Annotated in this window: 21 protein-coding genes and 1 riboswitch; of the genes, 3 read left to right on the top strand and 18 right to left on the bottom strand. The window is 71.1% G+C overall.

The window, feature by feature from the left end; all coding sequences use genetic code 11:
- Nucleotides 1-80 precede the first annotated feature (80 nt).
- From JKJ07_RS20020 to JKJ07_RS19935, 18 genes are all read right to left on the bottom strand, one after another.
- Nucleotides 81-980 (bottom strand): hypothetical protein, encoded by a 900-nt coding sequence (locus JKJ07_RS20020; RefSeq protein WP_202993351.1) that lies wholly within the window; start codon nucleotides 978-980, stop codon nucleotides 81-83.
- 39 nt (nucleotides 981-1,019) lie between these two features.
- Nucleotides 1,020-1,832, bottom strand: coding sequence for a DivIVA domain-containing protein (locus tag JKJ07_RS20015; RefSeq protein ID WP_202993098.1), 813 nt, complete (start codon nucleotides 1,830-1,832; stop codon nucleotides 1,020-1,022).
- Between the two features lie 43 nt (nucleotides 1,833-1,875).
- A complete protein-coding gene (locus tag JKJ07_RS20010) occupies nucleotides 1,876-2,181 on the bottom strand; it encodes a YggT family protein (protein ID WP_184952809.1) in 306 nt (101 codons plus the stop codon).
- A gap of 45 nt (nucleotides 2,182-2,226) precedes the next feature.
- Nucleotides 2,227-2,925: a cell division protein SepF gene (locus tag JKJ07_RS20005; protein ID WP_202993097.1), complete on the bottom strand. Its 699-nt coding sequence runs from the start codon at nucleotides 2,923-2,925 to the stop codon at nucleotides 2,227-2,229.
- 249 nt (nucleotides 2,926-3,174) lie between these two features.
- Complete coding sequence (locus tag JKJ07_RS20000) at nucleotides 3,175-3,882, bottom strand: YggS family pyridoxal phosphate-dependent enzyme (RefSeq protein WP_202993096.1); 708 nt, start codon at nucleotides 3,880-3,882, stop codon at nucleotides 3,175-3,177.
- Nucleotides 3,879-5,024 (bottom strand): cell division protein FtsZ, encoded by a 1,146-nt coding sequence (ftsZ, locus tag JKJ07_RS19995; protein WP_202993095.1) that lies wholly within the window; start codon nucleotides 5,022-5,024, stop codon nucleotides 3,879-3,881. Before ftsZ ends, JKJ07_RS20000 begins: the two co-directional genes overlap by 4 nt.
- Nucleotides 5,025-5,321: 297 nt before the next feature.
- The gene (locus JKJ07_RS19990) at nucleotides 5,322-6,083 is read right to left on the bottom strand and encodes a cell division protein FtsQ/DivIB (RefSeq protein WP_202993094.1); all 762 of its coding nucleotides are present in this window, start codon (nucleotides 6,081-6,083) and stop codon (nucleotides 5,322-5,324) included.
- Nucleotides 6,084-6,090: 7 nt separating this feature from the next.
- Nucleotides 6,091-7,518, bottom strand: coding sequence for a UDP-N-acetylmuramate--L-alanine ligase (gene murC / locus JKJ07_RS19985; protein WP_202993093.1), 1,428 nt, complete (start codon nucleotides 7,516-7,518; stop codon nucleotides 6,091-6,093).
- A gap of 22 nt (nucleotides 7,519-7,540) precedes the next feature.
- Entirely contained in the window at nucleotides 7,541-8,653 is a 1,113-nt protein-coding gene (gene murG, locus JKJ07_RS19980; protein WP_202993092.1) for an undecaprenyldiphospho-muramoylpentapeptide beta-N-acetylglucosaminyltransferase, read from the bottom strand.
- Nucleotides 8,653-10,026, bottom strand: a complete 1,374-nt coding sequence (locus JKJ07_RS19975) for an FtsW/RodA/SpoVE family cell cycle protein (RefSeq protein ID WP_202993091.1) — start codon at nucleotides 10,024-10,026, stop codon at nucleotides 8,653-8,655. The genes murG and JKJ07_RS19975 overlap by 1 nt, the downstream gene beginning before the upstream one ends.
- A gap of 65 nt (nucleotides 10,027-10,091) precedes the next feature.
- On the bottom strand, nucleotides 10,092-11,195 hold the full coding sequence (mraY, locus tag JKJ07_RS19970) for a phospho-N-acetylmuramoyl-pentapeptide-transferase (protein WP_202993090.1): 1,104 nt from the start codon (nucleotides 11,193-11,195) through the stop codon (nucleotides 10,092-10,094).
- Complete coding sequence (locus JKJ07_RS19965) at nucleotides 11,192-12,577, bottom strand: UDP-N-acetylmuramoyl-tripeptide--D-alanyl-D-alanine ligase (RefSeq protein ID WP_202993089.1); 1,386 nt, start codon at nucleotides 12,575-12,577, stop codon at nucleotides 11,192-11,194. Before JKJ07_RS19965 ends, mraY begins: the two co-directional genes overlap by 4 nt.
- Nucleotides 12,574-14,088, bottom strand: a complete 1,515-nt coding sequence (locus JKJ07_RS19960) for a UDP-N-acetylmuramoyl-L-alanyl-D-glutamate--2,6-diaminopimelate ligase (RefSeq protein WP_202993088.1) — start codon at nucleotides 14,086-14,088, stop codon at nucleotides 12,574-12,576. Before JKJ07_RS19960 ends, JKJ07_RS19965 begins: the two co-directional genes overlap by 4 nt.
- A 54-nt stretch (nucleotides 14,089-14,142) precedes the next feature.
- A complete protein-coding gene (locus tag JKJ07_RS19955) occupies nucleotides 14,143-16,449 on the bottom strand; it encodes a peptidoglycan D,D-transpeptidase FtsI family protein (RefSeq protein WP_307834327.1) in 2,307 nt (768 codons plus the stop codon).
- A gap of 75 nt (nucleotides 16,450-16,524) precedes the next feature.
- Complete coding sequence (ftsL, locus tag JKJ07_RS19950) at nucleotides 16,525-17,442, bottom strand: cell division protein FtsL (RefSeq protein WP_202993086.1); 918 nt, start codon at nucleotides 17,440-17,442, stop codon at nucleotides 16,525-16,527.
- Nucleotides 17,439-18,497, bottom strand: coding sequence for a 16S rRNA (cytosine(1402)-N(4))-methyltransferase RsmH (rsmH, locus tag JKJ07_RS19945; RefSeq protein WP_202993085.1), 1,059 nt, complete (start codon nucleotides 18,495-18,497; stop codon nucleotides 17,439-17,441). The genes ftsL and rsmH overlap by 4 nt, the downstream gene beginning before the upstream one ends.
- 346 nt (nucleotides 18,498-18,843) lie before the next feature.
- Nucleotides 18,844-19,275, bottom strand: coding sequence for a division/cell wall cluster transcriptional repressor MraZ (gene mraZ / locus JKJ07_RS19940; protein WP_202993084.1), 432 nt, complete (start codon nucleotides 19,273-19,275; stop codon nucleotides 18,844-18,846).
- A gap of 934 nt (nucleotides 19,276-20,209) precedes the next feature.
- On the bottom strand, nucleotides 20,210-21,025 hold the full coding sequence (locus JKJ07_RS19935; RefSeq protein WP_202993083.1) for a C40 family peptidase: 816 nt from the start codon (nucleotides 21,023-21,025) through the stop codon (nucleotides 20,210-20,212).
- Between the two features lie 6 nt (nucleotides 21,026-21,031).
- Nucleotides 21,032-21,202, bottom strand: a riboswitch (cyclic di-AMP (ydaO/yuaA leader).
- A 465-nt stretch (nucleotides 21,203-21,667) separates the two neighbouring features.
- Between JKJ07_RS19935 and JKJ07_RS19930 the strand changes: the two genes are divergently transcribed.
- From JKJ07_RS19930 to JKJ07_RS19920, 3 genes are read left to right on the top strand one after another with little or no spacing between them, the layout of a single operon-like run.
- Nucleotides 21,668-22,888: a MurT ligase domain-containing protein gene (locus JKJ07_RS19930; RefSeq protein WP_202993328.1), complete on the top strand. Its 1,221-nt coding sequence runs from the start codon at nucleotides 21,668-21,670 to the stop codon at nucleotides 22,886-22,888.
- On the top strand, nucleotides 22,878-23,591 hold the full coding sequence (locus tag JKJ07_RS19925) for a type 1 glutamine amidotransferase (RefSeq protein WP_202993082.1): 714 nt from the start codon (nucleotides 22,878-22,880) through the stop codon (nucleotides 23,589-23,591). Before JKJ07_RS19930 ends, JKJ07_RS19925 begins: the two co-directional genes overlap by 11 nt.
- A 34-nt stretch (nucleotides 23,592-23,625) precedes the next feature.
- Nucleotides 23,626-24,357, top strand: coding sequence for a TVP38/TMEM64 family protein (locus tag JKJ07_RS19920; protein WP_202993081.1), 732 nt, complete (start codon nucleotides 23,626-23,628; stop codon nucleotides 24,355-24,357).
- Nucleotides 24,358-24,406 lie beyond the last annotated feature (49 nt).

Here is a 24,406-nt window from a genome sequence, read left to right as displayed (position 1 = left end):
TCGGCGCCGGTCCGAGGGAGGCCCGATTTCTGTGCCCTTTTCCGCCGCTCCCGCTGCCCGTTGAAACGGAGCGCGGTGGGTCAGCGGCGGGCGGCCGCGGCGACCAGCCGGTCGACCGGGCGGCACAACCCGCACGGACTGAAGCCGAGCTCGACCGCCTCGCCCACCGGGATCGGCTCGGCGAGCCGGCCGACGAGGCTCGGGCACTCCGCCACGTGATAGCGCGGGCGCCCGTCCACCACGAGCACCTCGGCGTCGAGCCGGGCCACCCGGACGGCGTCGGCGGGCTGCACGGCCTGCGGCAACGGCTCGTCGTCGGGATCGTCGGCGTCGGCCTCGGCGAACTCGCCGGCCTCCGGCACGGTCGCTCCCGTGCCGCCGGGCTCCGCATCCTCGTGCTGCCGGCGCCACGTGTCCTCGTCCGGCGTCCCGCTGCGCGCCGCGTTGATCGCATCGGACGCGCGCTCGTAATCCGGAGTCTCGCGCTCGTACTCCGCCTCGTCGTCGGCAAGATCCCGGCGTCGGGCATCATCTGCGGACAAATCGCCCGCCGGGTCGGCGCCGGCCTGATCGGCGAACGCGGCGGGACCTTCCGAGGCCGCCGCGAAGTCGGGACCGGCCGAGGGCCGTGCCGCGGCGACGTCACCCGGGTCGAACTGGACGGTGTCGCGCCGGTCGTCGAACGACGGGTCCTCCGGGGCGGGGCGGCGCACGCCGGCCTCCTGGGCCGCGGCGGCGAACTCGGGCTCGGCCACAAAGACGGAATTTTCGTCGGCGGGGGCGGCCGGCTCCTCGTCCAGGGGAGCGGCCGGCGTCGCCCGCCGGGTCGCGGCGGCCCGACGCGCGCCGATGACCAGGAAGACCGCGGCCACGAGGCTGGCCACGATGGAACTGATGAGCAGGATGCTCGATCCGCCGGTGAGGCCCAGCACGAGCAGCGTCACCGCGACGAGGATGAGCAGCAGGCTAACAACGATCATGGCTCATCCTCGTCGAGGTGCCGGAGGGAGAGAGGAGACTCAGCGTCCGGATTCGATGGCGTTGCGGCCACCGTACGAACCGGCGAGACCGGCCGCGGCGAGACCCCCGCTTCCGCCGACGGCACGACCGGAGTCGGCGCGCGACATCTCGGCCTCGAGGCCCTGGCCCCGGCCGTCGAGGTCGCGCAGCTGGCTCTCCAGATACGCCTTCAGGCGGGTGCGGTACTCCCGCTCGAACTGCTTGAGCTCCTCGATGTGCTTCTGCAGCGCGGAGCGCTTCGCGTCGAGGCCGCCCATGGCTTCCTGGTGGCGCTGACGGGCGTCGCGCTCGAGGGCGTCGGCCTTGGCGCGGGCCTCGCGGGTGACCTCTTCGGCCTTGGAGCGGGCGTCGGAGAGAAGCTTGTCGGCCTCGCGGCGCGCGTCGGCGACGTGGTCGTCGGCGGTGCGCTGGGCCATCATCAGCACCCGCAGGGCCTGCTGCTCGCCGTCGGCGCCGGCACCGGTGGAGCCGCCGCCGACCGGGCCCTGGGCCCGGACCTGCTCGAGCTCGGCCTGCATCTGGCGCGCGGCCTGCTCGGCCTGCGACTTGTCACGCTGAACGCGGTCGAGTTGTGCCTTGACCTCGTTGAGCTCGGCCGCGAGGCGCGGGTCGGCGCTCGGACCGGCTGGCGCGCCACCCCGACCGCCGCGCTCCACCTGGGCGCGCAGCTCGTTGTTCTCCTCGATCAGACGGGCGAGCTCACGCTCGACCTCGTCCAGGAAGGCGTCAACCTCCTCCTCGTCATACCCCCGCTTGCCGATGGGGGGTTTCTTGAAGGCGACGTTATGCACGTCGGCCGGGGTCAGCGGCATCGAAACTCCTCGGGTCAGTCGCGGCCGCGGTTGGGGCTGCTGTTTAGCTGAAGTTCAGGATCAATCTTTGAAGCACGAACCTCATGAGCACGAACAGGATAACCAGCAGCACGATGGAAGCCAGGTCCAAACTCACGTTACCAATGCGCAGCGGGGGGATCACACGCCTCAACGCCTTGAGGGGCGGATCAGTGACGCTCCACACCGTTTCCAAAGCCGCCGACGCCCCACGACTGGGCTGCCACCGACGACCGTATTGGAGTACCGCACCCAGCACGAACCTGGCAAGCAGGACGAGGAAGAAGATGTAAACGACTAAATACAATATTTGGAACACGATCGAGAGCACTCGTGCGGATCCCCCATCTGGGTGGCGGGCTGCGCGCGGCCCGCCTCAGGCCTGCCCGAAGAACCCGCCCTCAGCGATCTTGGCCTTGTCCTCCGCGGTGACCTGGACATTTGCCGGTGAGAGCAGGAAAACCCGGTTGGTAACGCGCTCGATCGTACCGCGTAGGCCGAAGGCGAGTCCGGCGGCGAAGTCGACCAGCCGGCGGGCGTCACCTTCATCCATCTCAGTGAGATTGATGATGACCGGAACGCCGTCGCGGAAGTGCTCCCCGATGGTGCGCGCCTCGCGATAGGTGGTCGGGTGCAGCGTGGTGATCTGATACCGCTGCTCCTCCTCGACCGGGCGCGGACGCGTCTCCGGCTGGTGCACCGGCTGCGGCGCGAGTGCCAAGTTCTCCCGCGTGGAGTAGCTCAGCGCGGACGAGTTGTCACTGACCGTGCTCGGCCGAGTGATCGAACGGACACTCGCGCGCTCGCTCCGCTCGGCACGTTCCACCCGTTCGTGGTCGTCCACGTCAGCATGGGACGACAGCCGGTCGGACGGGCGGCTGCGCTCCGTGCGCGCCCGCGGCACCGGACGCTCCTCCTCGACGTCTTCCTCGTCGGCGAACTCGTCCTCGGCGTACCGGCTTCCCGAATACCGGCTGCGAGGACGGTAGGAGCTGTCGTCGTAATCGTTGTAACCGCGGTCGTCGTCCTCCTCGACGAGGCCCAGCCACACGCCCGCCTTACGAAGCGCGCTCATGCGACCACCCCATCACGCCACCGCGAGTTGACCCGACCAGCCATGTGCCCCCACCTTCGTCCGCTGCTGCGGAACGCACCCCCTCGGCGTTACCGCATTCCCCCTTTGCACGGTCAGAAGGTCTCGGAAGCCCCTCGTCCCGCAACGTGCCGCGCCGTCGACGCTTACCCCCCGCCGCACGAACCAGAACCCTGGTCGCGGACGGTGTCGCGTAAACAACACCCATGTAGTTTGCTGCCCGCCGCAAGGCTACCGCAGCGGGTTTCGCATTCCGAGCAAAGAAGTGCCGATTCGGACGTGTGTCGCGCCGTGCCGGACGGCCGCCTCGAGGTCGCCGCTCATGCCGGCCGAGATCGCGGTGGCGCCCGGATGGGTCTTGACCAGGCGATCCGACAGCCCGTGAAGCGCCTCGAAGGCCCGGTCGGGCGCCCAGTCCATCGGGGCCACCGCCATGATCCCGCCGAGCCGCAGCGTGTCGGCGGCCGCCACCGAGTCGGATACCCGCCACAGGTCGTCGCCGGCCGCGCCGCCACGCGCCGGATCGCCGTCGATGCTCACCTGCACCAGCACGTCGAGCGGCTCGGAGCGCCCGGCGGCGGCCCGGGCCAGCGCCTCGGCCAGGCGCACCGAGTCGACCGACTCCACGACGTCGGCGTACCGGACGACCGAGCGGGCCTTGTTGCGCTGGAGCTGACCGATGAAGTGCCACCGCGGGGTCGCCCCCTCGGCCCGGGCCAGCTCGGCCTTGGGCGCCGCGTCCTGGTCCTTGTTCTCCCCGACGTCGGTCACGCCGAGCCCGGCCAGCAGCACCACGTCGCTCGCCGGGTAGGTCTTGGTCACCGCGACGAGGGTGACCTCGGCCGCGGGCCGGCCGGCCGCCGCGCACGCGCGTTCGATCCGGTCGTTGACCTGCCGCAGGGCGGCGGCCAGCTCGGCCCGCCGCCCCTCGTCGGTCACGAGCCGTTCTTGAGGAAGTCCGGCACGTCCACGTCGTCGAAGAGCACGCGCCGCGGCGGCGGCGTGGCCTGGGCCGGCGCGGGCGGAGGCGTCGCCCCGGCCGCGGCGGTGGCGGGCGCGGGCGGCGTGACCGCCGTACGCTCGGCCGGCTGCTGCACGACCTTGCGGGCCGGCTCGGACGGCTTGTAGGAGGGTGTGCCCCCGTCGAAGCCGGCCGCGATCACGGTGACCCGCACCTCGTCGCCCAGCGCGTCGTCGATGACCGCGCCGAAGATGATGTTCGCGTCCGGGTGGGCCGCGTCGGTGACCAGCTGGGCCGCGTCATTGATCTCGAACAGGCCCAGGTCGGAGCCGCCGGCGATGGAGAGCAGCACGCCGCGGGCGCCGTCCATGCTCTGCTCGAGCAGCGGGCTCGAGATCGCCTTCTCGGCCGCCTCGACCGCGCGGTTGTCCCCGCGGGCGCTGCCGATGCCCATGAGCGCGCTGCCGGCCCCGCTCATCACGCTCTTGACGTCGGCGAAGTCGAGGTTGATCAGACCCGGGGTCGTGATCAGGTCGGTGATGCCCTGCACGCCGGAGAGCAGCACCTGGTCGGCCTGGCGGAACGCGTCCATCATGCTGATGCCGCGGTCGCCCAGCGCGAGCAGCCGGTCGTTCGGGATCACGATGAGCGTGTCGCACTGGTTGCGCAGCTCGTCGATGCCGGACTCGGCCTGCACCTGGCGGCGCTTGCCCTCGAACGAGAACGGCCGGGTGACGACGCCGATGGTGAGCGCGCCGAGCTTGCGGGCGATGTTCGCGACCACGGGCGCGCCGCCGGTTCCGGTGCCGCCGCCCTCGCCGCACGTCACGAAGACCATGTCGGCGCCCTTGAGCACCTCCTCGATCTCGTCGCGGTGGTCCTCGGCGGCGTTCTTGCCGACCTCGGGCTGCGCGCCGGCGCCGAGGCCCCGGGTCAGCTCGCGGCCGACGTCGAGCTTGACGTCGGCGTCGCTCATCAGCAGCGCCTGAGCATCGGTGTTGATCGCGATGAACTCGACGCCCTTGAGCCCGACCTCGATCATTCGGTTGACGGCGTTCACGCCGCCGCCGCCGATCCCGACGACCTTGATGACCGCCAGGTAGTTGTGGGGAGGTGTCATGGGCTCAGCCTTCCCTTCCAGGGTTAGTGGGTGTCGTGGGCCCCGTGCGGTCCGGCCAGAACGCACCTTCGCCACCCGCTGCCGTACAAGGGAGGGCGAGGAAACCCTCACCCTCTACTAGAGGGTGAGGGTTATGTCAACCACTCAACCTCTGGTGGCAACGTAAGCGGACATCCCACGTCAACCAAAGAACCGGCGCGGCGTGTCGGCGTCCGCTTACGTGGCGAAAATCCGACCGACCCGTAACCTCGACCAAAATATGGCGTTTCCGCCCCGATGTCCGCTTAGCCCCTGATATTAGCGGATCGTCACGACCGAGGGTGCGGAGACGTCGATCTCCTTGCCCGCCCGTTTCAACAAAGCGGTCGCGACCTGGCTCTTGGTGTCGCTTTGGGTGTCGTCGCCCCACACGACCGTACGTTCCTTGACCAGCTCGAGCCTGATCTGGGCCGGGGCCGCCACCGAGACGGCCACCACCTGCTCGCGCAGCTCATCGCTGAGGGCGGCCAGCACGGTCAGCGCCGACTGCGTGTTCACGTCGGAGGCGCTCGGGAAATCAACCCGGACGAGTGGCAGGTTCGCCGGCTTCTGCTTGACCGTCCGATACGCCACCCCGGCCCGGTCGATCAGCGAGAACTCCCCGCCCTGCGGCACGGCGGCCACCGGCGTACGCTCCACGACCTCGACGACCAGCGTGGACGGCCAGCTGCGCCGCACCACGACCCGCTCGACCGGCGGCAGCTCGCGCACCCGGGCCCGCACGCCGTCGAGGTCGACCCGGGCCAGCGGCTCGGCGTCGGGCACCGCGGCGGCCTGCTCGATCTGCGAGACGGCGACGAACTGGGTGCCCACGACCTTGACCTCGCGCACACTCAGCACCGACGTGCCGTAGACCAGCCAGAGCACGCCCCCGGCCACGAGCAGCACGCCCGCGGCCACGGCCCAGGGCAGCGCGGCGCGCATCCGGCGCTGGCGGGCCCGCGCCATGAACCGGCGCGCGGACGACGGCACCGCGTCGGTGTCGGCCCGCACCAGCCTCCAGTTGCGCCCGCCGCTCATGCTCCTCCTACGCCCGATCCGCCTCGTCCAGCGCGGCCAGCAGCTCGTCGCCCATCAGCGAGATCGGCGGGGCGCCCATGGTGACCACCACATCACCCGGCCGGCTGCGCCGCACGACCTCGGCCGGCACGTCCTCCCAGTCGGGGACGAAAACCTTCTGCTCGGCGGGCAGGTCGACGGCCGCCGTCAGCGCCACCCCGCCCTCGCCGGGGCCGCGCACCTCGCCCGGCCCGAAGACCTCCATGCAGATGACCTGGTCGGCGATCGCCAGCCCCTCGGCCAGCTCGGCCTGCAGGTCGCGGGTGCGATAGACCCGATACGGCTGGAAGACCACCAGCAGGCGCCCGTCGCCGGCCACCTCGCGCAGCGTGCGCAGCGCGGCCTTGACCGAGGTCGGGTGGTACGCGTATTCGTCGTAGACCCGCACGCCGGCCGCGATGCCCTTGCGCTCGAAGCGCCGCCGCACCCCGGGGAACGACGCCAGCGCCTCCACGATCTTGTCGAGCGGCAGGCCCAGGCGCAGCGCCGTCAGCACCGCGGCCGCGCTGTTGAGGCCCATGTGCCGGCCCGGCAGCGCCAGCTTGATCTCGCCCAGCGGCTTGCCGTCGAGCTCGGCGGAGTAGCGCACGCCGCTGACGGTCGAGACCACCTCGCTGATCCGCAGGTCGGCGCCGGGCGTCTCGCCGTACGTATAGACGGTCTTGCCCTTGGCCTTGAGCGCGGCGATCAGATCTTGCGTGCCGGGGTCGTCGGCGCAGGTGACCACGAAGCCGCCGGGCGCGGCGAGCTCGGCGAACTGCAGGAAGCCCGCCTTGAGCCCGTCGAGGTCGCCCCAGTTGTTGAGGTGGTCGCCCTCGATGTTGGTGACGATCGCGACGTGCGGCCGGTAGATCAGGAACGACTTGTCGCTCTCGTCGGCCTCGACCACGAAATGCGGGCCGGTGCCGTGGTGGCCGTTGGAGCCGGCCTCGCTGATCTCGCCGCCGATCACGAACGACGGGTCCTGACCCGCGTGCTGGAAGATCACCGTCATGATCGACGTCGTGGTGGTCTTGCCGTGCGTGCCGGCCACCGCGATGGCCTGCCGGTTGGTCATGGCCGCGGCGAGCGCCTCGGAGCGGTGCAGGACGCGCAGGCCGCGCCGGCGGGCCTCGGCCAGCTCGAGGTGGTCGTGCGGGATGGCGGTGGAGTAGACGACCGTGTCGACGCCGTCCAGATTTTCGGCGACGTGGGACATGTGCACCGTGCCGCCCAGCGCCCGCAGCCCGGCCAGGGCCGGCCACTCGCGCAGCTCGCTGCCCGAGACCGGGACGCCCCGGGTCAGCAGCAGGCGGGCCAGCCCGGCCATGCCCACCCCGCCGATGCCGATGAGGTGCACGCTGCCCAGATCCTCGGCGGTCAACTCGCCGGCCGGCCGCAGCTCCGCCGTGTTCACTGGTCTGCTCCCTTGGTCACGTTCACTTGGCCTTGGCCACCGCTTCGAGAACGAACTCGAGCAGCGCCTCGTCACCGTCGCGACGACCGTACCGGGAGGCCGCATGGCCCATCGCGGCGAGGCGGTGCCTGTCCCGCGCGAGCGGGATGACGTTCTGCTCGATCCACTCGGGGGTGAGATCGCCGTTGTCGACCAGGATGCCGCCGCCCGCCTGCACGACCGGCTGCGCGTTGCGCGTCTGCTCCTGGTTGCTGAACGGATAGGGCACATAGATCGCGGGGACGCCGAGCGCCGTGGTCTCGGCGACCGTGATCGCGCCGCCGCGGCACAGCATCAGGTCGGCCGCCGCGTAGCCCAGCTGCATGTCCGACAGATACGGCACCACTACATAGGGCACCGGGAGGTCGGTCGGCACCTCGAACGGGTCGTTGCGGCCGCCCTGCACGTGCAGCACCTGCACGCCGGCGTGGGCGAGGCGCTTGGCCGCGGCGGCCACGGCCAGGTTGATCGTGCGGGCGCCCGAGGAACCGCCCGAGACGAACAGCACCGGCAGGTCGGGGCGCAGGCCGAACTGGTAGAGCGCCTGCGGGCGCAGGGCCGCGCGGTCGAGATGCGTCAGGGCCGTGCGCAGCGGGACGCCGACGACCCGGGCGTCCTTGAGCGACTCGGCCATCTGTGGCTGCTGCGGGAAGCCGACGGCCACGTTCTTGGTGAACTTCATGCCCATCCGGTTGGCCACGCCCGGCGGCACGTTGACCTCGTGGATCACGATCGGCACCTCGCGCCGCCAGGCCGCCAGATAGGCCGGCACCGACACGTAGCCCCCGAAGCCGACCACCGCGTCGGCCTGAACCTCGTCGAGGATCTTGCCGGCCGCGTGGGCCGACTTCCACATCCGGTCGGGCGTGCGGATCAGGTTGAGGTTGACCGAGCGCGGCAGCTGGAAGGCGGGGATCACGCGCAGGTCGTAGCCGGCCGCCGGGATGAGCTGGTTCTCCATGCCCTGCGGGCTGCCCAGCGTGGTGATCCGGACGTCGGGGAAGTGCCGTTTGACCGCGTCGGCGAAGGCCAGCAGCGGATAGATGTGACCACCGGTGCCTCCCCCGGCGAGCACGACCGACCGCAGCGAACCCATCACCGTCTCCTCTCTGCCCCCGCGGTCTCCCGGACGGCGGGGCTGGGCCGCCGCGAAGGGGGAAGCGGCGGCAGCGGGGCCCAGACTAGCCGTACCCATCTCGCGGGCGGACGCGCGTTCAGGGCGAGTGACGCCTGCGGTTCGGCGCGGGCGAAGGAGGCCAGCATGCCGATCGCCGCCATGGTCACGACGAGGGCGCTGCCACCTGCGGAGATGAAGGGCAGCGGCAGACCGGTGATGGGCAGCGTGCCGGTCACGCCGCCCATGTTGATCACGGCCTGGGACACGAGCCACGTGGTGATCGCGGCCGCGGCGAGCCGGCGGAACGGGTCCTGCGAGCGCCGGGCGATCCGGAAGCCGGTGTAGGCCAGCACCCCGAACAGCGCCAGGATGACCGCGCAGCCGACCACCCCGAGCTCCTCGGCGACCACCGCGAAGATGAAGTCGTTGTCGGCCATCGGCAGCCAGTTCCACTTGAGCGCGCCCTTGCCCAGGCCGACCCCGAACCAGCCGCCCTCGAAGATCGCCGAGCGGGCCTGGATCAGCTGATAGCAGGGGCCGGCGAGGTCGCACTGGTCGATCGGCTGCAGGAAGTTGGTGAGCCGGGCCAGCCGGTAGTTCTCCTCGCCGGCCTGACCCGAGCCGGCGCCGCCGGACGCGGCCGCGATCAGCAGGCTGATGCCGGCCAGGCCGAGCACGCCGAGCGCGGCGAAGATCCGCAACCGGACCCCGGCCGCCCAGAGCAGGCCGACGATCAGCGCCAGCAGCACCAGCATGCTGCCCAGGTCGTTATAGCCGACCAGCACGAACAGGAGGCCGACGACCGGGAACAGCGGGCGCGACAGCTCCTTCCAGTGCCCCAGCGCCGGGCCCTTGCGGGCGATCACGTCGGCGCCCCAGAGCACCATGCCGAGCTTGGCGAACTCGGCGGGCTGCAGACCGATCGGGCCGAAGTAGAGCCAGAGCAGGTCGGCGCGGACCGGGCCGATCTTCGCGGACGGCAACAGGCCGACCGACTTCAGCGCCCCGAGCAGGTCGAGGATGATCAGCAGCACGATGGCCAGGCCGAGCACGAACTTGCCGAGGTCGCGCAGGGTGCCGGCGGGCAGGCGCTGGCAGACCCAGAAGGCGAACAGGCCGAGCAGCGCGAAGACGGCCTGGTTGGCGATCGCGCTGAAGGCGTTGCCGTTCTCCGCGTACGCCTTCACGCTGGTCGCCGAGAAGACCATGGTCAGGCCGATCAGCAGCAGCAGACCCGAGCCGGCCAGCAGCAGATAGTACGACGAGAGCGGCCGTGCCAGCAGCCCGTGCACCGCGGGCAGCAGCTGCCGGCTGAGTGACGGGCGGGGTGCCTGTTCTGTCCGTTCCGCCATTCACTCATCTTCGTCTCGGCGACACGCCAACCGGCGTATGGCGCTTGGCGTGTCGCGAGAGATATCTATCCCATGATCGCGAGGAAGTCTGAATAGAACAGTCCCAGTCCGATCGCGACGCAGATGCCCGCCACGATCCAGAACCGCACCACGATGTTGACCTCGCTCCACCCGGCCAGCTCGAAGTGGTGCTGCAGCGGCGACATCCGGAAGACGCGCTTGCCGGTGGTCTTGAACGAGATGATCTGGATGACGACGGACATCGTGATGATGACGAACAGGCCGCCGATGATGACCGACAGCAGCGTCGTGCGGGTGGCCACGGCCAGGCCGCCGATCAGGCCGCCGAGCCCGAGCGCGCCGGTGTCGCCCATGAAGATGCGGGCCGGCGACGTGTTCCACCACAGGAAGCCCACACAGGCGGCGGCCGCCGCGGCCGCGATCATCGCGATCTCCAGCGGGTCGCGCACCTGGTAGCAGTAGTCGTTGACCCGGGCGTAGTCCGAGTCGCCGCACCAGTGGCGATACTGCCAGAAGCCGATCAGCGCGTACGCCCCCAGCACGAGGATCGAGGCGCCGGTGGCCAGGCCGTCGAGGCCGTCGGTCAGGTTCACGCCGTTCGACATGGCCATGATGACGAAGACGAAGACCATGACCGAGCCGACCTTGCCCACGTCCAGCAGGTCGATGTCGCGGATGAACGAGATCTTCTCGCTGGCCACGGTCTCGCCGTTGGTGCTGGGCACGTAGAGCGCCACGACCGCGAACGCGCCGCCGACGATCAGCTGGCCGAGCAGCTTGCCCTTGGCGCTCAGACCGTCGGAGTTGCGCCGGCGCACCTTGAGGAAGTCGTCGAGGAAGCCGACCACGCCGCAGAACACGAACAGGCCGAGCAGGACCAGCGCCGTCATGGTCGGCGACTCCTGCGCGATCTGCCGCTCGGGCAGCGTCGTCAGGGCGATGTGCCCCGCCACGTACGCGAAGACCGTGGCGATGATGAAGGCGACACCACCCATCGTGGGCGTGCCCTTCTTGCCCTGGTGGGTCGCCGGCCCGAGGGTGCGGATCGGCTGACCGGCCTTGAGCGCCGTGAAGACACGGATCGCCACCGGGGTGCCGAACAGCGAGATGATGAACGCGACCGCGGCCGCGACGATGACTGCCCTCACGGGCGAACCTCCTCGGGGCGCAGCGCGTCCACCACGTCCCACGTGCGGTATCGGGAACCCTTGACCAGCACGACGTCGCCGCCGCCGAGGTCGCCAGTGAGAAGGCCGAGGGCGGCGGCCTGGTCGGGCACGACGGTGGCCACGCCCTTCCACCCCTCGACGCCCAGCGCGCCGTCCGCGATGGGCGCGGCCTCGGGGCTGACCACGATCAGCCGGTCCACGCCCAGCTCGGCGGCGAGCCGGCCGACCTCCGCGTGCCCCGGGACCTCGTGCTCGCCGAGCTCGGCCATGTAGCCGAGCACGGCGGTGGTGCGGCGCCCGCCGGCCATCGCGGCCAGCGCCTGCAGGGCGGCCGCGGTCGACGACGGGTTGGCGTTGTAGGAGTCGTCGATCACCGTCACGCCGTCGGGCCGGGTGAAGACGTCCATGCGGCGGCCGGAGACGATGCCGACCTCGCCCAGCGCGGCGGCCAGGTCGTCGAACCGCATTCCGGCCGCGAGGGCCACGGCCGCCGCCGCCAGGGTGTTCGCGACCTGGTGCCGACCCGCGACGCCGAGCGTGACTCTTGCCGAACGGCCCTCGAGGTTCAGGGTGTAGGACGCGCGGCCCCGCGGGTCGAGACCCACGTCCGTAGCTCGCAAATCGGAAATGTCGGATTCGCCGACGAGACACACCTGAGCGCGAGTCCGGGACGCCATCCCCGCCACCAGGGGGTCGTCGGCGTTGAGCACCGCGACACCGTCGGCGGGCAGCGCCTCGACCAGCTCACCCTTAGCCCGCGCGGTGCCCTCGACCGACCCGAACTCGCCGATGTGGGCCGCCCCCACGTTGAGCACGGCGCCGATCGACGGCCGGGCGATCTCGGTCAGGTAGCGGATGTGCCCGATCCCGCGGGCGCCCATCTCGAGCACCAGGAAGCGAGTCTCCTCGCCGGCCTGCAGCACCGTGTACGGGAAGCCCAGCTCGTTGTTGAGCGACCCGGCGGGCGCGATCGCGGGCCCGACCCGGGAGAGCAGCTGCCCGATGTAGTCCTTGGTCGTCGTCTTGCCCGACGATCCGGTCAGCCCCACGACGGTGAGGTCGCCCAGCCGCGAGACCACCACGCGGGCCAGCGCCGCCAGGGCCTCGAGGGGCTTCTCGACCACCACGCCCGGCTGCCCGGTGTCACGGGTGCTCAGCACGGCGGCCGCCCCGGCCTCGACCGCGGCGCCGGCGAACTTGTGGCCGTCGACCTTCTCGCCCTCGAACGCGACGAACAGGCCGCCCGGTCCGATCTTGCGGGAGTCGTACTCCACTCCCCCGGTGACCGCGAGCCCCGGTTCCGCGTTGACGACGCGGCCGCCGGTGCTCTGCGCGATCTCTTCCAGCGTCAGACGAATCACGAATTACCCCCGGCCGCGGCGGTCAGCGCCTCGGCGAGCTCGATGCGGTCGTCGAACGGCAGCATCTGGCCGTCCACCTCCTGGCCCCGCTCGTGTCCCTTGCCCAGCAGCGCGATCACGTCGCCGGGGGCGGCCAGCCGTACGGCCTCGTCGATCGCGGCCCGCCGGCCGGGGACTTCGATGATCTTCGCAGCCGCCCCGGACTCCTCCGCGCCGGCCCGCACGGCCGCCCGTACGGCCGCGGGGTCCTCGGTCCTGGGGTTGTCGTCGGTGATGATCACCAGGTCGGACCCGCGGGCCGCGGCCGCACCCATCAGCGGGCGCTTGCCCTTGTCGCGGTCGCCCCCGGCCCCGATCAGGCCGATCACCCGGCCGCCGCGCCCGTGGGCCAGCTCGCGCAGCGCGGCCAGGGCGGCCACGATCGCGTCCGGCTTGTGCGCGTAGTCGACCACGCCCAGCACCTCGCCCGGGGCGGTCACCTGCTCGAGCCGGCCGGGCACGCCGGGGCAGGCCGCGATGCCGTCGGCCGCCGTCCGGGCGTCGACCCCCGCGGCCACCAGCGCGGCCAGGGCCAGCAGGGCGTTGGCCACGTTGTGCCGCCCGGGCAGGGCCACGCCCGCCTCGACCTCGACCCCCGGCCCGTGCGCGACGAACCGCTGGCCGAACTCGGACGGGCGCACGTCGGAGGCCCACCACGTGGCCGCCGGGTCGCCGGCCGCCGAATAGCTGATCGTGGCCGGCTTGAACAGCGGGCGCAGCGCCGCCTCGTCGAGGTTGAGCACCTCGAACTGGCAGCGGCCGTCGAACAGCTTGGCCTTGGCCGCGAAGTAGTCGTCGGCGTCGGCGTGGAAGTCGAGGTGGTCGAGGCCGAAGTTGGTGTAGCCGCCGACTGTGAAGCCGATGCCGCCGACCCGGCCGACCGCGAGGGCGTGGCTGGACACCTCCATGACCACGGCGCCGACCCCGCGCTCGAGGCCCGCGGCCAGGATCGCGTGCAGGTCGGTGGCCTCGGGAGTGGTGCGCACGCTAGGCACGACCAGGTCGCCGATGCGGGTCTCGACCGTGCCGATCAGCCCGGTGGTCAGCCCGGCCGCGCGCAGGCCCGACTCCACCAGGTATGCCGTCGAGGTCTTGCCGGCCGTGCCGGTGATCCCGATCATCGTGAGCCGGCCCGACGGGTCGCCGTAGATCGCGGCCGCGGCCGTGCCGAGCACCGCCCGCGGGTCGTCGGCCACCAGCACCGGCAGCCCGGCCGCGGTGGCCGCGGCGTGCCCGGTGGCGTCGGTGAGCACGGCGGCCGCGCCGGCCGCGGCGACGTCGCCGGAGAACTCGGCGCCGTGCCGGTTGGCGCCGGGCAGCGCCGCGTAGAGATCGCCCGGACGGACCGCGCGGCTGTCGTGCGTGACCCCCGTGACCTCGGTGTCGGCGCCGGTCAGGGTGGCCGGCAACAACGCCGCCAACCGGGCCAGACGATACGGGGCAACGGTTTCGGGACGGGGAATGCCGGGCACGGCGTCAGACCCTACCCCGTGCCCGGCTCCACCCGGAAAACGCCATGCAGAGGGTCATGGATGGATCTTGAACTTCGGCGCCGGCGTCGAGGACGGCGGCACCCGGTAGTGCAGCATCGCGTACGACATCATCTCGGCGAAGGCCGGAGCGGCCACGTCGCCGCCGGTGCCCTTGGGCACGTCGGCCGACACCGCGATGACGTACCGCGGGTTCTCGGCCGGCGCCATGCCGATGAACGAGCCGTAGTTGGCGCTCGTGTACTGCCCGTCGATCAGCCGCTTGCCGGTGCCCGTCTTGCCGGCCACCCGATAGGCCGGAACCGCGGCCTGGGTGCCGGTGGCGCCCTCGCCGTCGACGACGGACTCCATCATCTCGCGCAGCTGCGCCGCCACGCCCGGGTCGAGCACCTTGTGCGACAGCGGCTGGGCCGCCCCGGTCACCTTGCCGTCCTTGCCGGAGATCATCGACTTGATCAGGTGCGGCTGGATGTACGTGCCGTCGTTGGCGATCGCCGCGTACCCGGCCGCCATCTGCACCAGCGTCGCGTCGACGCTCATGCCGATCGGCACCGACCCGTACGCCGAGCCGCTCCACTCCCCGGGCTCCAGGATGCGGCCCTCGGCCTCACCGGGCATGCCCTCGTTGGTCGACTTGCCCAGCCCGAACTTGCGCTGGTATTCGACGACCTTCTCCTTGCCGAGCATCTCGCCGATGAGGATCGTGCCCACGTTGGACGAGTAGGCCAGCAGGCCCGGCATCGTCATCTTGGTGCCCTTTTTCTGCATGTGGCTGTCCTGGAAGCGATAGCCACCACGCTCCACGGCGGGCCCGATGGTCAGCGTGGACTCCGGCGTGATCAGCCCCTCCTGCAGGGCCGCGCCGAAGATGAACGCCTTGTGCACCGAGCCGGGGTCGGCCACGATGCTGCTCGGCGCGTCCTCACGCTCGGTCGGCGTGTAGTCGCCCGGCTTGGCCGCGTTGTACATCGGGTAGCTCGCCTGGGCCAGCACCTCGCCGGTCTTCACGTCGATCACCACGGCGCCGGCCATGGTCGCCTTGGTCCGCTTCCCCTCCTCGGCCAGGATGCGCTGCACCTCGTACTGCAGCTTGCTGTCGATGGTCAGCTGCAGCGACGTGCCCGGCTGGGGCTCGGTGTACTTCTCGAACCCGCCCGGGATCGGCTTGTTGAGGTCGCCCTTGCCGATCTCGAACTGCCGCTCGCCGTCGGTGCCGCGCAGCAGCGAGTCGTAGCGGGCCTCGAGCCCCTCCAGGCCGGAGTTGTCGGCGCCGGTGAAGCCGATCAGGTTGGCCGCCAGGTTGGCGTTCGGCACGTCGCGCCGCTCGTCCTCCTTGACCACGATGCCGGGCAGCTTCATGGCCGCGATCCGGTCGCCGACCGAGATGTCGACGCCCTGGGCCAGGAACTCGAAGCGGGCGTCCATGCCGTCGGGCCGCTTGTGCGGCTTCATCAGCGGCTCGAGCTTGGACTGGGCGACGCCGATCATCGGGCTGAGGATGGCCGCGGTGTTGACCGGGTCCTCGATCAGCCCCGGGTCGGCCGCCACGAACCGGGCCTCGACGCTGTGCGCGAGCACGGAGCCGTCCCGGTCGATGATGCTGCCGCGCGGGGCCGGCAGGCGCACCTCGGCCAGCCTGTCCTTGCGCAGGGCGACCAGCCGCTGGGCCTCCTCGGGGGACGCCGCGACCTGCAGAATCACCAGCCGGATGCCGATCATCGCGAACAGGGACAGCGCGACGACGGCGCCGACCCGCAGGCGCCGGGTGCTGTTGGCGAGGCGGGGCGGTTCGGGCGCGACCGCGCGGACGGCGCGGTCGACCCGCGGTCCGCTCACGGTCCGCCGGGTGCCGGCCGCTTTCCCCGTACGAGGTGAGGCAGCCTTCCCCGTACGCGGTGAGGTCGCCTTTCCCGTACGCGGTGAGGCCGTCGAGCGGGCCGGCTTGGCCGCGGTCGTCCGGGCCGGCCGGGACGCGGTGGTGCGGGCCCGCTCGCGGTCGGCGACGATGCGCCCAGCCGGTCGGCGCGCGGGACGGACCTCGTCCTCGTCGTCGTCCTCGACCTCGGGGCGGCGGCTGCGCGGGGGCTGCTTCTTCTCCGGCGTCTTCTTCTCGGGCTTGCCGGGTGGCTCCTCCGCCGCCGGGCGGCCACGGCGGGGCGGCTGACCGCCGTCGAGCACCTGCAGCGCGGGCCGGAACGGGTCGGACGTGCGCCCGGCCCGCGGCGAGCGGGTGCGCTGGTCGCGCTCGGCCACCGTGCGGCCGCGTGGGGTGTAGGCCCGCGCGTCGCCGATGCCGCCGAACCCGCGGCTCTGCTTCGGCGTCTCGTCGCCCTCGGCGGGCACGTCACGAGACGTACCGCGCCGGGGCTGAGCGCCCCGGCGCGGTGGAGTGTCGTCGGCTCGCGGCGGCATCGCTGGCTACCGCCCCGCGCCGCCGGCGGGCGAGATGTTCTCGCCGCCCTTGTCGGTCACCGCGTCGGGCTGGGTGATCGACGGCGCGCCGTGCACCGGCTTCGGCACCCGAATGATCTTGCCGTCGGGCAGCCGCAGCTGGGCCACGTCCTGAATGTCGGCCCGCACCAGGCCGAGCCGGCGGGCCGCGGCGTCCAGGTTGCCGATGCTCGACGCCTCGACCAGCTGCTGGTCCAGATCCTGCCGCTGGTTCTCCAGCGCGCTGTTCTGCTTCTGCAGGTCGGCGATGCGGAACGAGTTCTCGTTGGTCTTCGTGTTGATCAGCAGGATGCCGAGCACCCCGACGATCACCACGCCGATGACGCCCGCGACGAACGGGGCCCGCGGTCCACCGTGGATCGGCGGCGGCGGAGCGACCCGCAGGCGTGGCGCGGCCGGCACCTCACCCGTCGTGCGCAGCGGCTCGGCCGCGGTCACCTCGAGCTGCAGCGCGGCGGCACCGTCGACCGGAGCCTCGACCGGCTTGCGGCCGCGACCCCGGTCGCGCACGCCCTCGGTGTCCCGCTTCCCGGCCCGTACGCCCTCGGTGTCGCGCGTCTTGGCCCGCGCGGCCCGCTCGCGGCTCGCGCGGCCGGCCCGCTCGTCACGACCCGGCCGGTCGTCCCGGGCCGCCCGGCGCTCCTCCCGTTCGCGGCGCGCCTCGGCCGGCGTCCGCGCCTCGTCCCTGCTGCGGGTCCCTGACCGGCGCGTGCCGGACCGGCGAACCCCGCCGTCCTCCGCTCCGGCGAACTGCCGCGCCCCCCGGCCGGCACTTCCCGGGGCGTCCGCATCGCGGCCCGACCCCGGCTGGCGCCGCCCGGTGGCCGGACGCTGCTCGTCCGCGGTCCGGCCCCCCGACCGCGGCGCGTAGGTGCGCTCGCTCATGCTTTCCCCTCCCCCTCTTCACGTTCCCCCGGGCGTAACCGCCCTTGTCCCCCGTGCGTTGTAGTCATTCGGGGCCGTTCGCGGGCGGCCCCGGGTGTTGCCTGGTGGTCGAGGCGCTCGACCGCGCGCAGCTTCACCGAAGCCGCTCGCGGGTTGGCCGCGACCTCCTGCTCGCTGGGCGGCTCCGACCCCCTTGTCAGCAGCCGCAGTGTCGGACCGGTCCCGGGCAGTTCGACCGGCAGGTCGACCGGCCCGGTGCTGCGCGACCTCGCGGCGAGGGCACGCTTGACGATCCGGTCCTCCAAGGATTGGTAGCTCATCACCACAAGGCGCCCCTTCGGCGCCAAAGCGTCCAAAGCCGCCGGGACGGCGGCCTCGAGCGTGGCGAGTTCGCCATTTACCTCAATACGTAGCGCTTGAAACGTTCTTTTTGCGGGATTTCCACCCGTTCGTCGCGCGGCGGCCGGGATCGACTCCTTGACCAGCTCGGACAGTCGCGCCGTCGAGGTGATCCGGCCCCGCTGCCGCTCCCGGACGATCGACGAGACGATCCGCTGCGCGAACTTCTCCTCGCCGTACTGCCGCAGGATCCGGACCAGCGCGCCCGGCTCGTACTCGTTCACGACCTGCTCGGCGGTGAAGCCGGAGGTCTGGTCCATCCGCATGTCGAGCGGGGCGTCCTGCGCGTACGCGAAGCCGCGATCCGCCTCGTCCAGCTGCAACGACGAGACACCCAGGTCGAACAGGCCGCTGTGGAACTCGGCCAGGTCGAGCTCGTCGAGCACCCGGGGCAACTCGTCGTAGACGGCGTGCACCAGCTGCGCCCGCTCGCCGAACCGCGCGAGCCGGTGCCGCGAGTGCGTCAGCGCCTCGGTGTCCCGGTCGAGTCCGATCAGGACGACGTCCGGATAGCGCTCGAGGACCGCCTCGGCGTGACCGCCCAGGCCCAGCGTGAAGTCGACGTGCACGGCACCCGGCAGTCGCAGCGCGGGGTCGAGCAGCTCGAGGCAGCGCTCGAGCAGCACCGGCACATGCGTGCCGCGAAGCTCCCCCATTACGACCCCCATCGCCCCACCCCGACTGTCCGCGCGCCTTGCCCGGCACCGACCTGCCGGTTGTTCGTGCCGACGCCCGCGTACGTCACCCGTTCCGCGGCATTTCCCGGACGCCCGCCCGTACCGCCAGATCCCCATCCGCTCGTGCCCGTTGCCATTCGGGCTCGCCCTAAGGCCTGTTTGACAACTGGGGTGGCAGCGAGGCCGGGTCCAGTTCTCAAACAAGCCTTAGGCCGGACACGCGCCTGGCGCCGGGGAAGAGGCGCCAGGAGCGGGAGCGGCTGGAGATCTCGCAGTACGGAAGCGGCAGCGTCCGGGCCTTCGCGGGCCCAGTCGAGTGCCGTGCCTACAGTCCGCCGGGCAGCACCCCCTCCTCGATGTCGGCGAACTCGTCTTCGCTCGCCGCGAGGTATTCCTCCCAGGACTGCTTGTCCCAGATCTCCACCCGAGTGCTCGCGCCGATGACGACGAGCTCACGATCGAGGGCCGCGTATTCCCGCAGGTGACCGGGGATGGTGACCCGCCCCTGCTTGTCGGGGACCTCGTCGTGCGCGCTGGCGAAGAAGACCCGGCTGTAAGCCCGGGCCGCCTTGTTGGTGACCGGCGCCTCGCGCAGCTGGCCGGCGATGCGCTGGAACTCCGGCATCGGGAACACGTACAAGCAGCGCTCTTGCCCCTTGGTGATCACGACACCTCCCGCCAGCTCATCACGGAACTTCGCCGGAAGGATCAGCCGCCCCTTGTCGTCGAGGCGCGGAGTATGCGTGCCGAGAAACATCGGCCCCTACCCCCTGCCCCGGGCGGTTCGCGGTCCGCCTGTCAACTCGGGCCGGCAGGCCCCTCAGGTCTAGTTCGACTTCGGCCCTGCCACTGCGCTCCACTCTACTCCACTTCCCTCCACCCGCAAGCCGAATGAGCGGCATCGCGAAGCCCATTCGCACACGAAACCGCAGCTCAACGAGGTGGGTGAGAAGTGGAGGGCGAGAGCATGATCAACGACGTCCGGTTTCCGACATCCTCCCGGCACCCCTGTCAAGAACCGTCCCAAACACGCCCAAACCTCCCAGACGACCACGATGTCAACCCCCTCCGGGGAGGAAAGTGGAGGACCTGAGGTGGTTGCCGACTGGCCGCACCCCCCTTACCCGCCCTCCCAGGGGGCCCACCGCCACCGCAGATTGTGGTCAAAACCGTGGATCTTGGGAGGAGGCCCTGTGGACAACCCGGGACTGTGGACAACGCCCTGATCTAGGGGCGGGGGTGTATGGGCCCTATATAGAGGCGCCGGACGCGGCGAACACTGGGCCACGTGAAGCCGCCCGGCTTCAGGTGCCGCAAACGGAAGCGCCGGACCACCCGGGGCCGCCGGTCACAAAAGCGGGATACGGCGAACGCCGGGCCGCGTGGGGCGGCCCGGCGTTCGAGGCGGGGACAGAACTGCGGGACGACGGCCGCGGGGTTGGGCAATGGGGATCAGCGCGGCGGCGGCGCCCACGTGGAGACGGAACAACTCTCACGGGACTGCCGTGGGGGCGATCTGAAGCGCAAGGTCACGCCCCGGCCGGAACGGGTCTACGGCCGTGAGGCACGACGGCGCGGGACTGCTCGGGCAGAGCGCGTGCCTGACGCGTACGGGAAAAAGACGCGTACGGGAAAAAGCTGACAGCGGGACGCGCCCGAACCAGGCACGTCCCGCTGAGTCAGGCTCGGCGTCAGACCAGACGGCGAACCACGTAGTTCGAGCCGATCATCTTGCGCTTCGACACCCGCGCACCGGTGTGCGGGGAGTCGTACATGTAACCGCTGCCGGCGTAGATGCCGGCGTGGTAACCGTACGAGCCGTTGCGGAAGATGATCAGGTCGCCGATCTGCTTGCTGCCCTTGGCGATCGACTTGCCGTACTTCTGCTGCGAGTTCGCCTTGTGGGGCAGGCTCTTACCGGCAGCCTTCTTGTAGACCCACATGGTGTAGCCCGAGCAGTCGAAGCGGGACGGGCCCGCCGCGCCGTACTTGTACAGCGACCCGACGTGCTTCTTGGCCTCGTTGATGATCCGCGTCCGGACGGGGGCCGTCTTGGGCTTGACGGTCACCGAGAACTGGCCGCCGGCCACCGGCTTGTAGGTCGGCGTGCCCACGTAGTACGCGCGAACCGCGCCGCTCACGTGCGGCTCACCGGTCAGCGTGACGGTGCCGGTCTTGCCCAGCGCCTTGGCCGACAGGTTGACCCACTTGCTCTTGCGGAGCGCCTGCAGGCGGACGGTCCCCGAAGTGATCACCTTGCCGTTGGCCGGGTTGATGTACTTCGCGGTGACCTTGATCTTGCCGCCGTAGGTGACGGACCGCGTGGAGATGGAGCTGCGGACCGAGGGCTTGACCTTCGCGGAGGCAGCCGCCGCCGTGACGATCGGAGCCGCACTGGCGGGCGACGGGGCGATCAGCTGGCCTGCGCAGAGGCAGAGACCCAGAGACAGTGCGATGACGCCGGCACCGGCCTTGCGGCGGCCACGGCTCGAACTGTGTTCGTGCACGGTAGAGATATCCCTCCGGCACGCCTGCGAGGTTAGCTGTCGGGTTCGGGCGGGAAGGTTGCCCGGTCGCCAAAGCGACTTCACCCCAAGGTTCTCCGAGCTCGCCACCGGAGCGGGTGGCGCGGAGTGGACCGGAAATGGTTCCCCCGTCCCTGCCCCAGTATGCCTTTGTGGTTGTTCATGGTGCGGGTGGTCGCTTCGACCGGCCCGGGGCAGGGCTCGGCGTGAACCAGGTCGTCGCGAGTCAGGCAGCGGGTGCTGCCGGCCAGACCTTGCTACACCGATTCCGGACGGCTTGGGGGAACCGGTTCAGTAACAGAGCGTGTTTGGCACATAGACCTGTGTCCGATTTGTTACTAGGCGGCAAGAATTGCCATAACGGCTCGTGGTGGGTGAATTACCGAGGGTGGAAGGTTACGCGTGAATCAGAACACATTATTGGCCGGCACCATTTGGGTGACCCAGGCCGCAATTTCACTCTTCCGCCGTTTAAACCTTTCCCACCGGCCAAAATGGCGCCCGCCCAATGGCTGATGTGAATGCCCGTCGGGAGATGGCCGGCCGGGTGTCCGGAACCGGATGCTCGGCAACTCGACGTGACAGCCCGGTCCGGTACCCTCGTGTCCCGTGACGGACGGGAAAATGCCCCTGCGGGCCAAGGTCGCGACCTCGGTGTCGAAAACGGCGGCCGCGCTCTCCAGGGCGGCGGGACGCGGCGACGGCTCGGTGATCGGCGGCTGGATCGGCCTCAAGATCGATCCTGATCTGCTGCGCAACCTCGCCGCCGGGCGCGCGATCGCGCTGGTGTCCGGCACGAACGGCAAGACCACCACGACGCGCCTGGCCGCCGCCGCGCTGGGCGTGCTCGGCCCGGTCGCCACCAACTCCTTCGGCGCCAACATGCCCACCGGGCACACGTCGGCGCTGGCCAAGGCCGGTTCGACGCCGTTCGCGGTGCTCGAGGTCGACGAGCACTACCTGGCCCGGGTGATCGACGAGACCAACCCGCGCGTGGTGGCGCTGCTCAACCTCTCGCGCGACCAGCTCGACCGGGCCAAAGAGGTCGCGATGATGGCCCAGATGTGGCGCACCGCGCTGGCCGGGCATCCCGACATCTCGGTCGTCGCCAACGCCGACGACCCGATGGTGGTGTGGGCGGCCCGCGGCTCGTCGCACATCACCTGGTTCAGCGCCGGCCAGCGCTGGACCGACGACTCGTGGGTGTGCCCCGAGAGCGGCGACCCGATCGAGCGGGCCAACGGCGACTGGTGGTGCACCGGGTGCTCGCTGCGCCGCCCGCAGGCCCAGTGGCGCGTCGAGGACGACGGTGTCATCGACCCACGCGGCGACTGGCACCTGGTCAAGCTGCAGCTCCCGGGCACGGTCAACCTGGGCAACGCGGCCACCGCGCTGGCCGTGGCGGCCGAGTTCGGCGTCCGCCCCATCGAGGCGCTCCCCCGGCTGAGCACGGTGGCCTCGATCGCCGGGCGTTACGCGCAGGTCGACCGGGACGGCCGCAACATCCGGCTGCTGCTGGCGAAGAACCCGGCCAGCTGGCTCGAGGCGTTCGACATGGCCGAGCAGGCGCCCACACTGCTCTCCATCAACGCCCGCGACCCCGACGGTTTCGACACCTCGTGGCTCTACGACGTCGACTTCTCGCCCCTGCACGACCGGCCGGTGCTGATCACCGGCGAGCGGGCGTTCGACCTCGCGGTGCGGCTCGAGGTGAACGGAATCCCCTTCCGGCACGTGTTGAGTTTCGACGAGGTCGTCCGGTCGGTGCCGCCGGGCCGCCTCGAGGTGATCGCCAACTACACGGCGTTCCAGGACATCCGAGCGGAGTTGGACCGTGTCAACTGAGAGCGTCCTGCGCATCGTCTGGATCTATCCGGACCTGCTCTCCACCTACGGCGACCGGGGCAACCTGCTGATCCTGGCCCGGCGTGCGGCCCTGCGGGGCATCCCGGTCGAGACCTATTCCGTGCGCTCCGACCAGCCCATGCCCTCGACCGCCGACATCTACTTGATCGGCGGCGGCGAGGACGGCCCGCAGGCCCTCGCGGCCCAGCGCCTGATCAACGACGGCGGCCTGCACCGGGCGGTCAACCAGGGCGCGGCCGTCCTGGCCATCTGCGCGGGTTACCAGTTGTTCGGTCACTCGTTCTTCGCCAAGGGGGCCAAGTGCCCCGGCCTGGGGCTGCTCGACCTGCACTCCGACCGCGGCGAGAGCCGTGCGGTGGGTGAGATCCGGGGCGACATCGACCCGCGGCTGGGCCTGCCCCCGCTGTCCGGTTTCGAGAACCACGGCGGGCGTACGCACCTGGGCCCCGGGGTCGCGCCCCTCGCCCGGGTGACGGCCGGAGTTGGCAATGACGGGCAAACCGAGGGAGCCTGGCACGGGAAGATCCTGGGCACCTACTCGCACGGCCCGGCTTTGGCTCGCAACCCAGCTATAGCCGATCTGCTACTGCGTTGGGCGATCGGCGCGGATAGTCTTTCCCCGGTCGACGACACCTGGCCCGACAAACTGCGAGCGGAACGGCTCGCCGCAGCCGGCTCCTGAAACAGACCCGACGAGCAAGGGACGGTACGCCTGCATGACTGACATCCTGATCGCCCCGCGGGGCGTGAATCTCGCGGCGGACACTCAGGTTTCTCAGCCCACGCAGACCCCGGCCTCGTCTCTGGGGTGGAAGCGCCGACTTGTCCGGTTCGGCATCCTCGGCGCTGTTGTCGGCGGCGTTGCCGTTGCCGCCGCCACCCTGCCGATCCGCGAGATCGCCGACACCGTCGCCGCCCTCGGCCCGGCGGCCGCCGTCGGCATCGCGGTCATCGGCGGCCTCCTGCTCTCGGTGCTCGTCCCCCGCACGGCGATCACGCTGGCCTGCGGCGCCCTGCTGGGTGCGGCCACCGGCGCCGCGACCGCCCTGGCCGCGGCCGTGATCGCCGCCGCCGCCACCTACTACGCCGGCCGCTGGGTCGGCCGGGGCGCCCTGGCCGCCCGCTCCGGCGGCAAGCTCGACCGCCTCGACGGCTGGCTCAACCGTCGCGGCCTGTCGGCCGTGCTGCTCGTCCGGTTCCTGCCGCTGGCCCCGTTCGGCCTGGTCGGCTACGCCTACGGCACCACCAGCGTCTGCCGCAAGCGTTACCTGCTGGGCACCACGCTCGCCTCGATCCCGTCGGCCATCTCGTACGCGGTGATCGGCGCGGCCGTGGTCAAGCCGGGCGAGATGAGCCCGTTGTCGCTGGCCCCGGCCCTGATCGGCTTCACCCTGACGACGTCGATCGTCTTCTGGTGGAAGCGCTCGGCCAAGAAGGCCGCCGCCTGACATAAGAAAGGCCCACCTCGTACGAGGTGGGCCTTTCTCTGTTCTGAGC

The organism is Paractinoplanes lichenicola, from assembly GCF_016785085.1.
In the GTDB taxonomy this organism is placed as follows: Bacteria; Actinomycetota; Actinomycetes; order Mycobacteriales; family Micromonosporaceae; genus Actinoplanes; species Actinoplanes lichenicola.
This window is presented reverse-complemented; position numbering and strand designations above follow the sequence as displayed.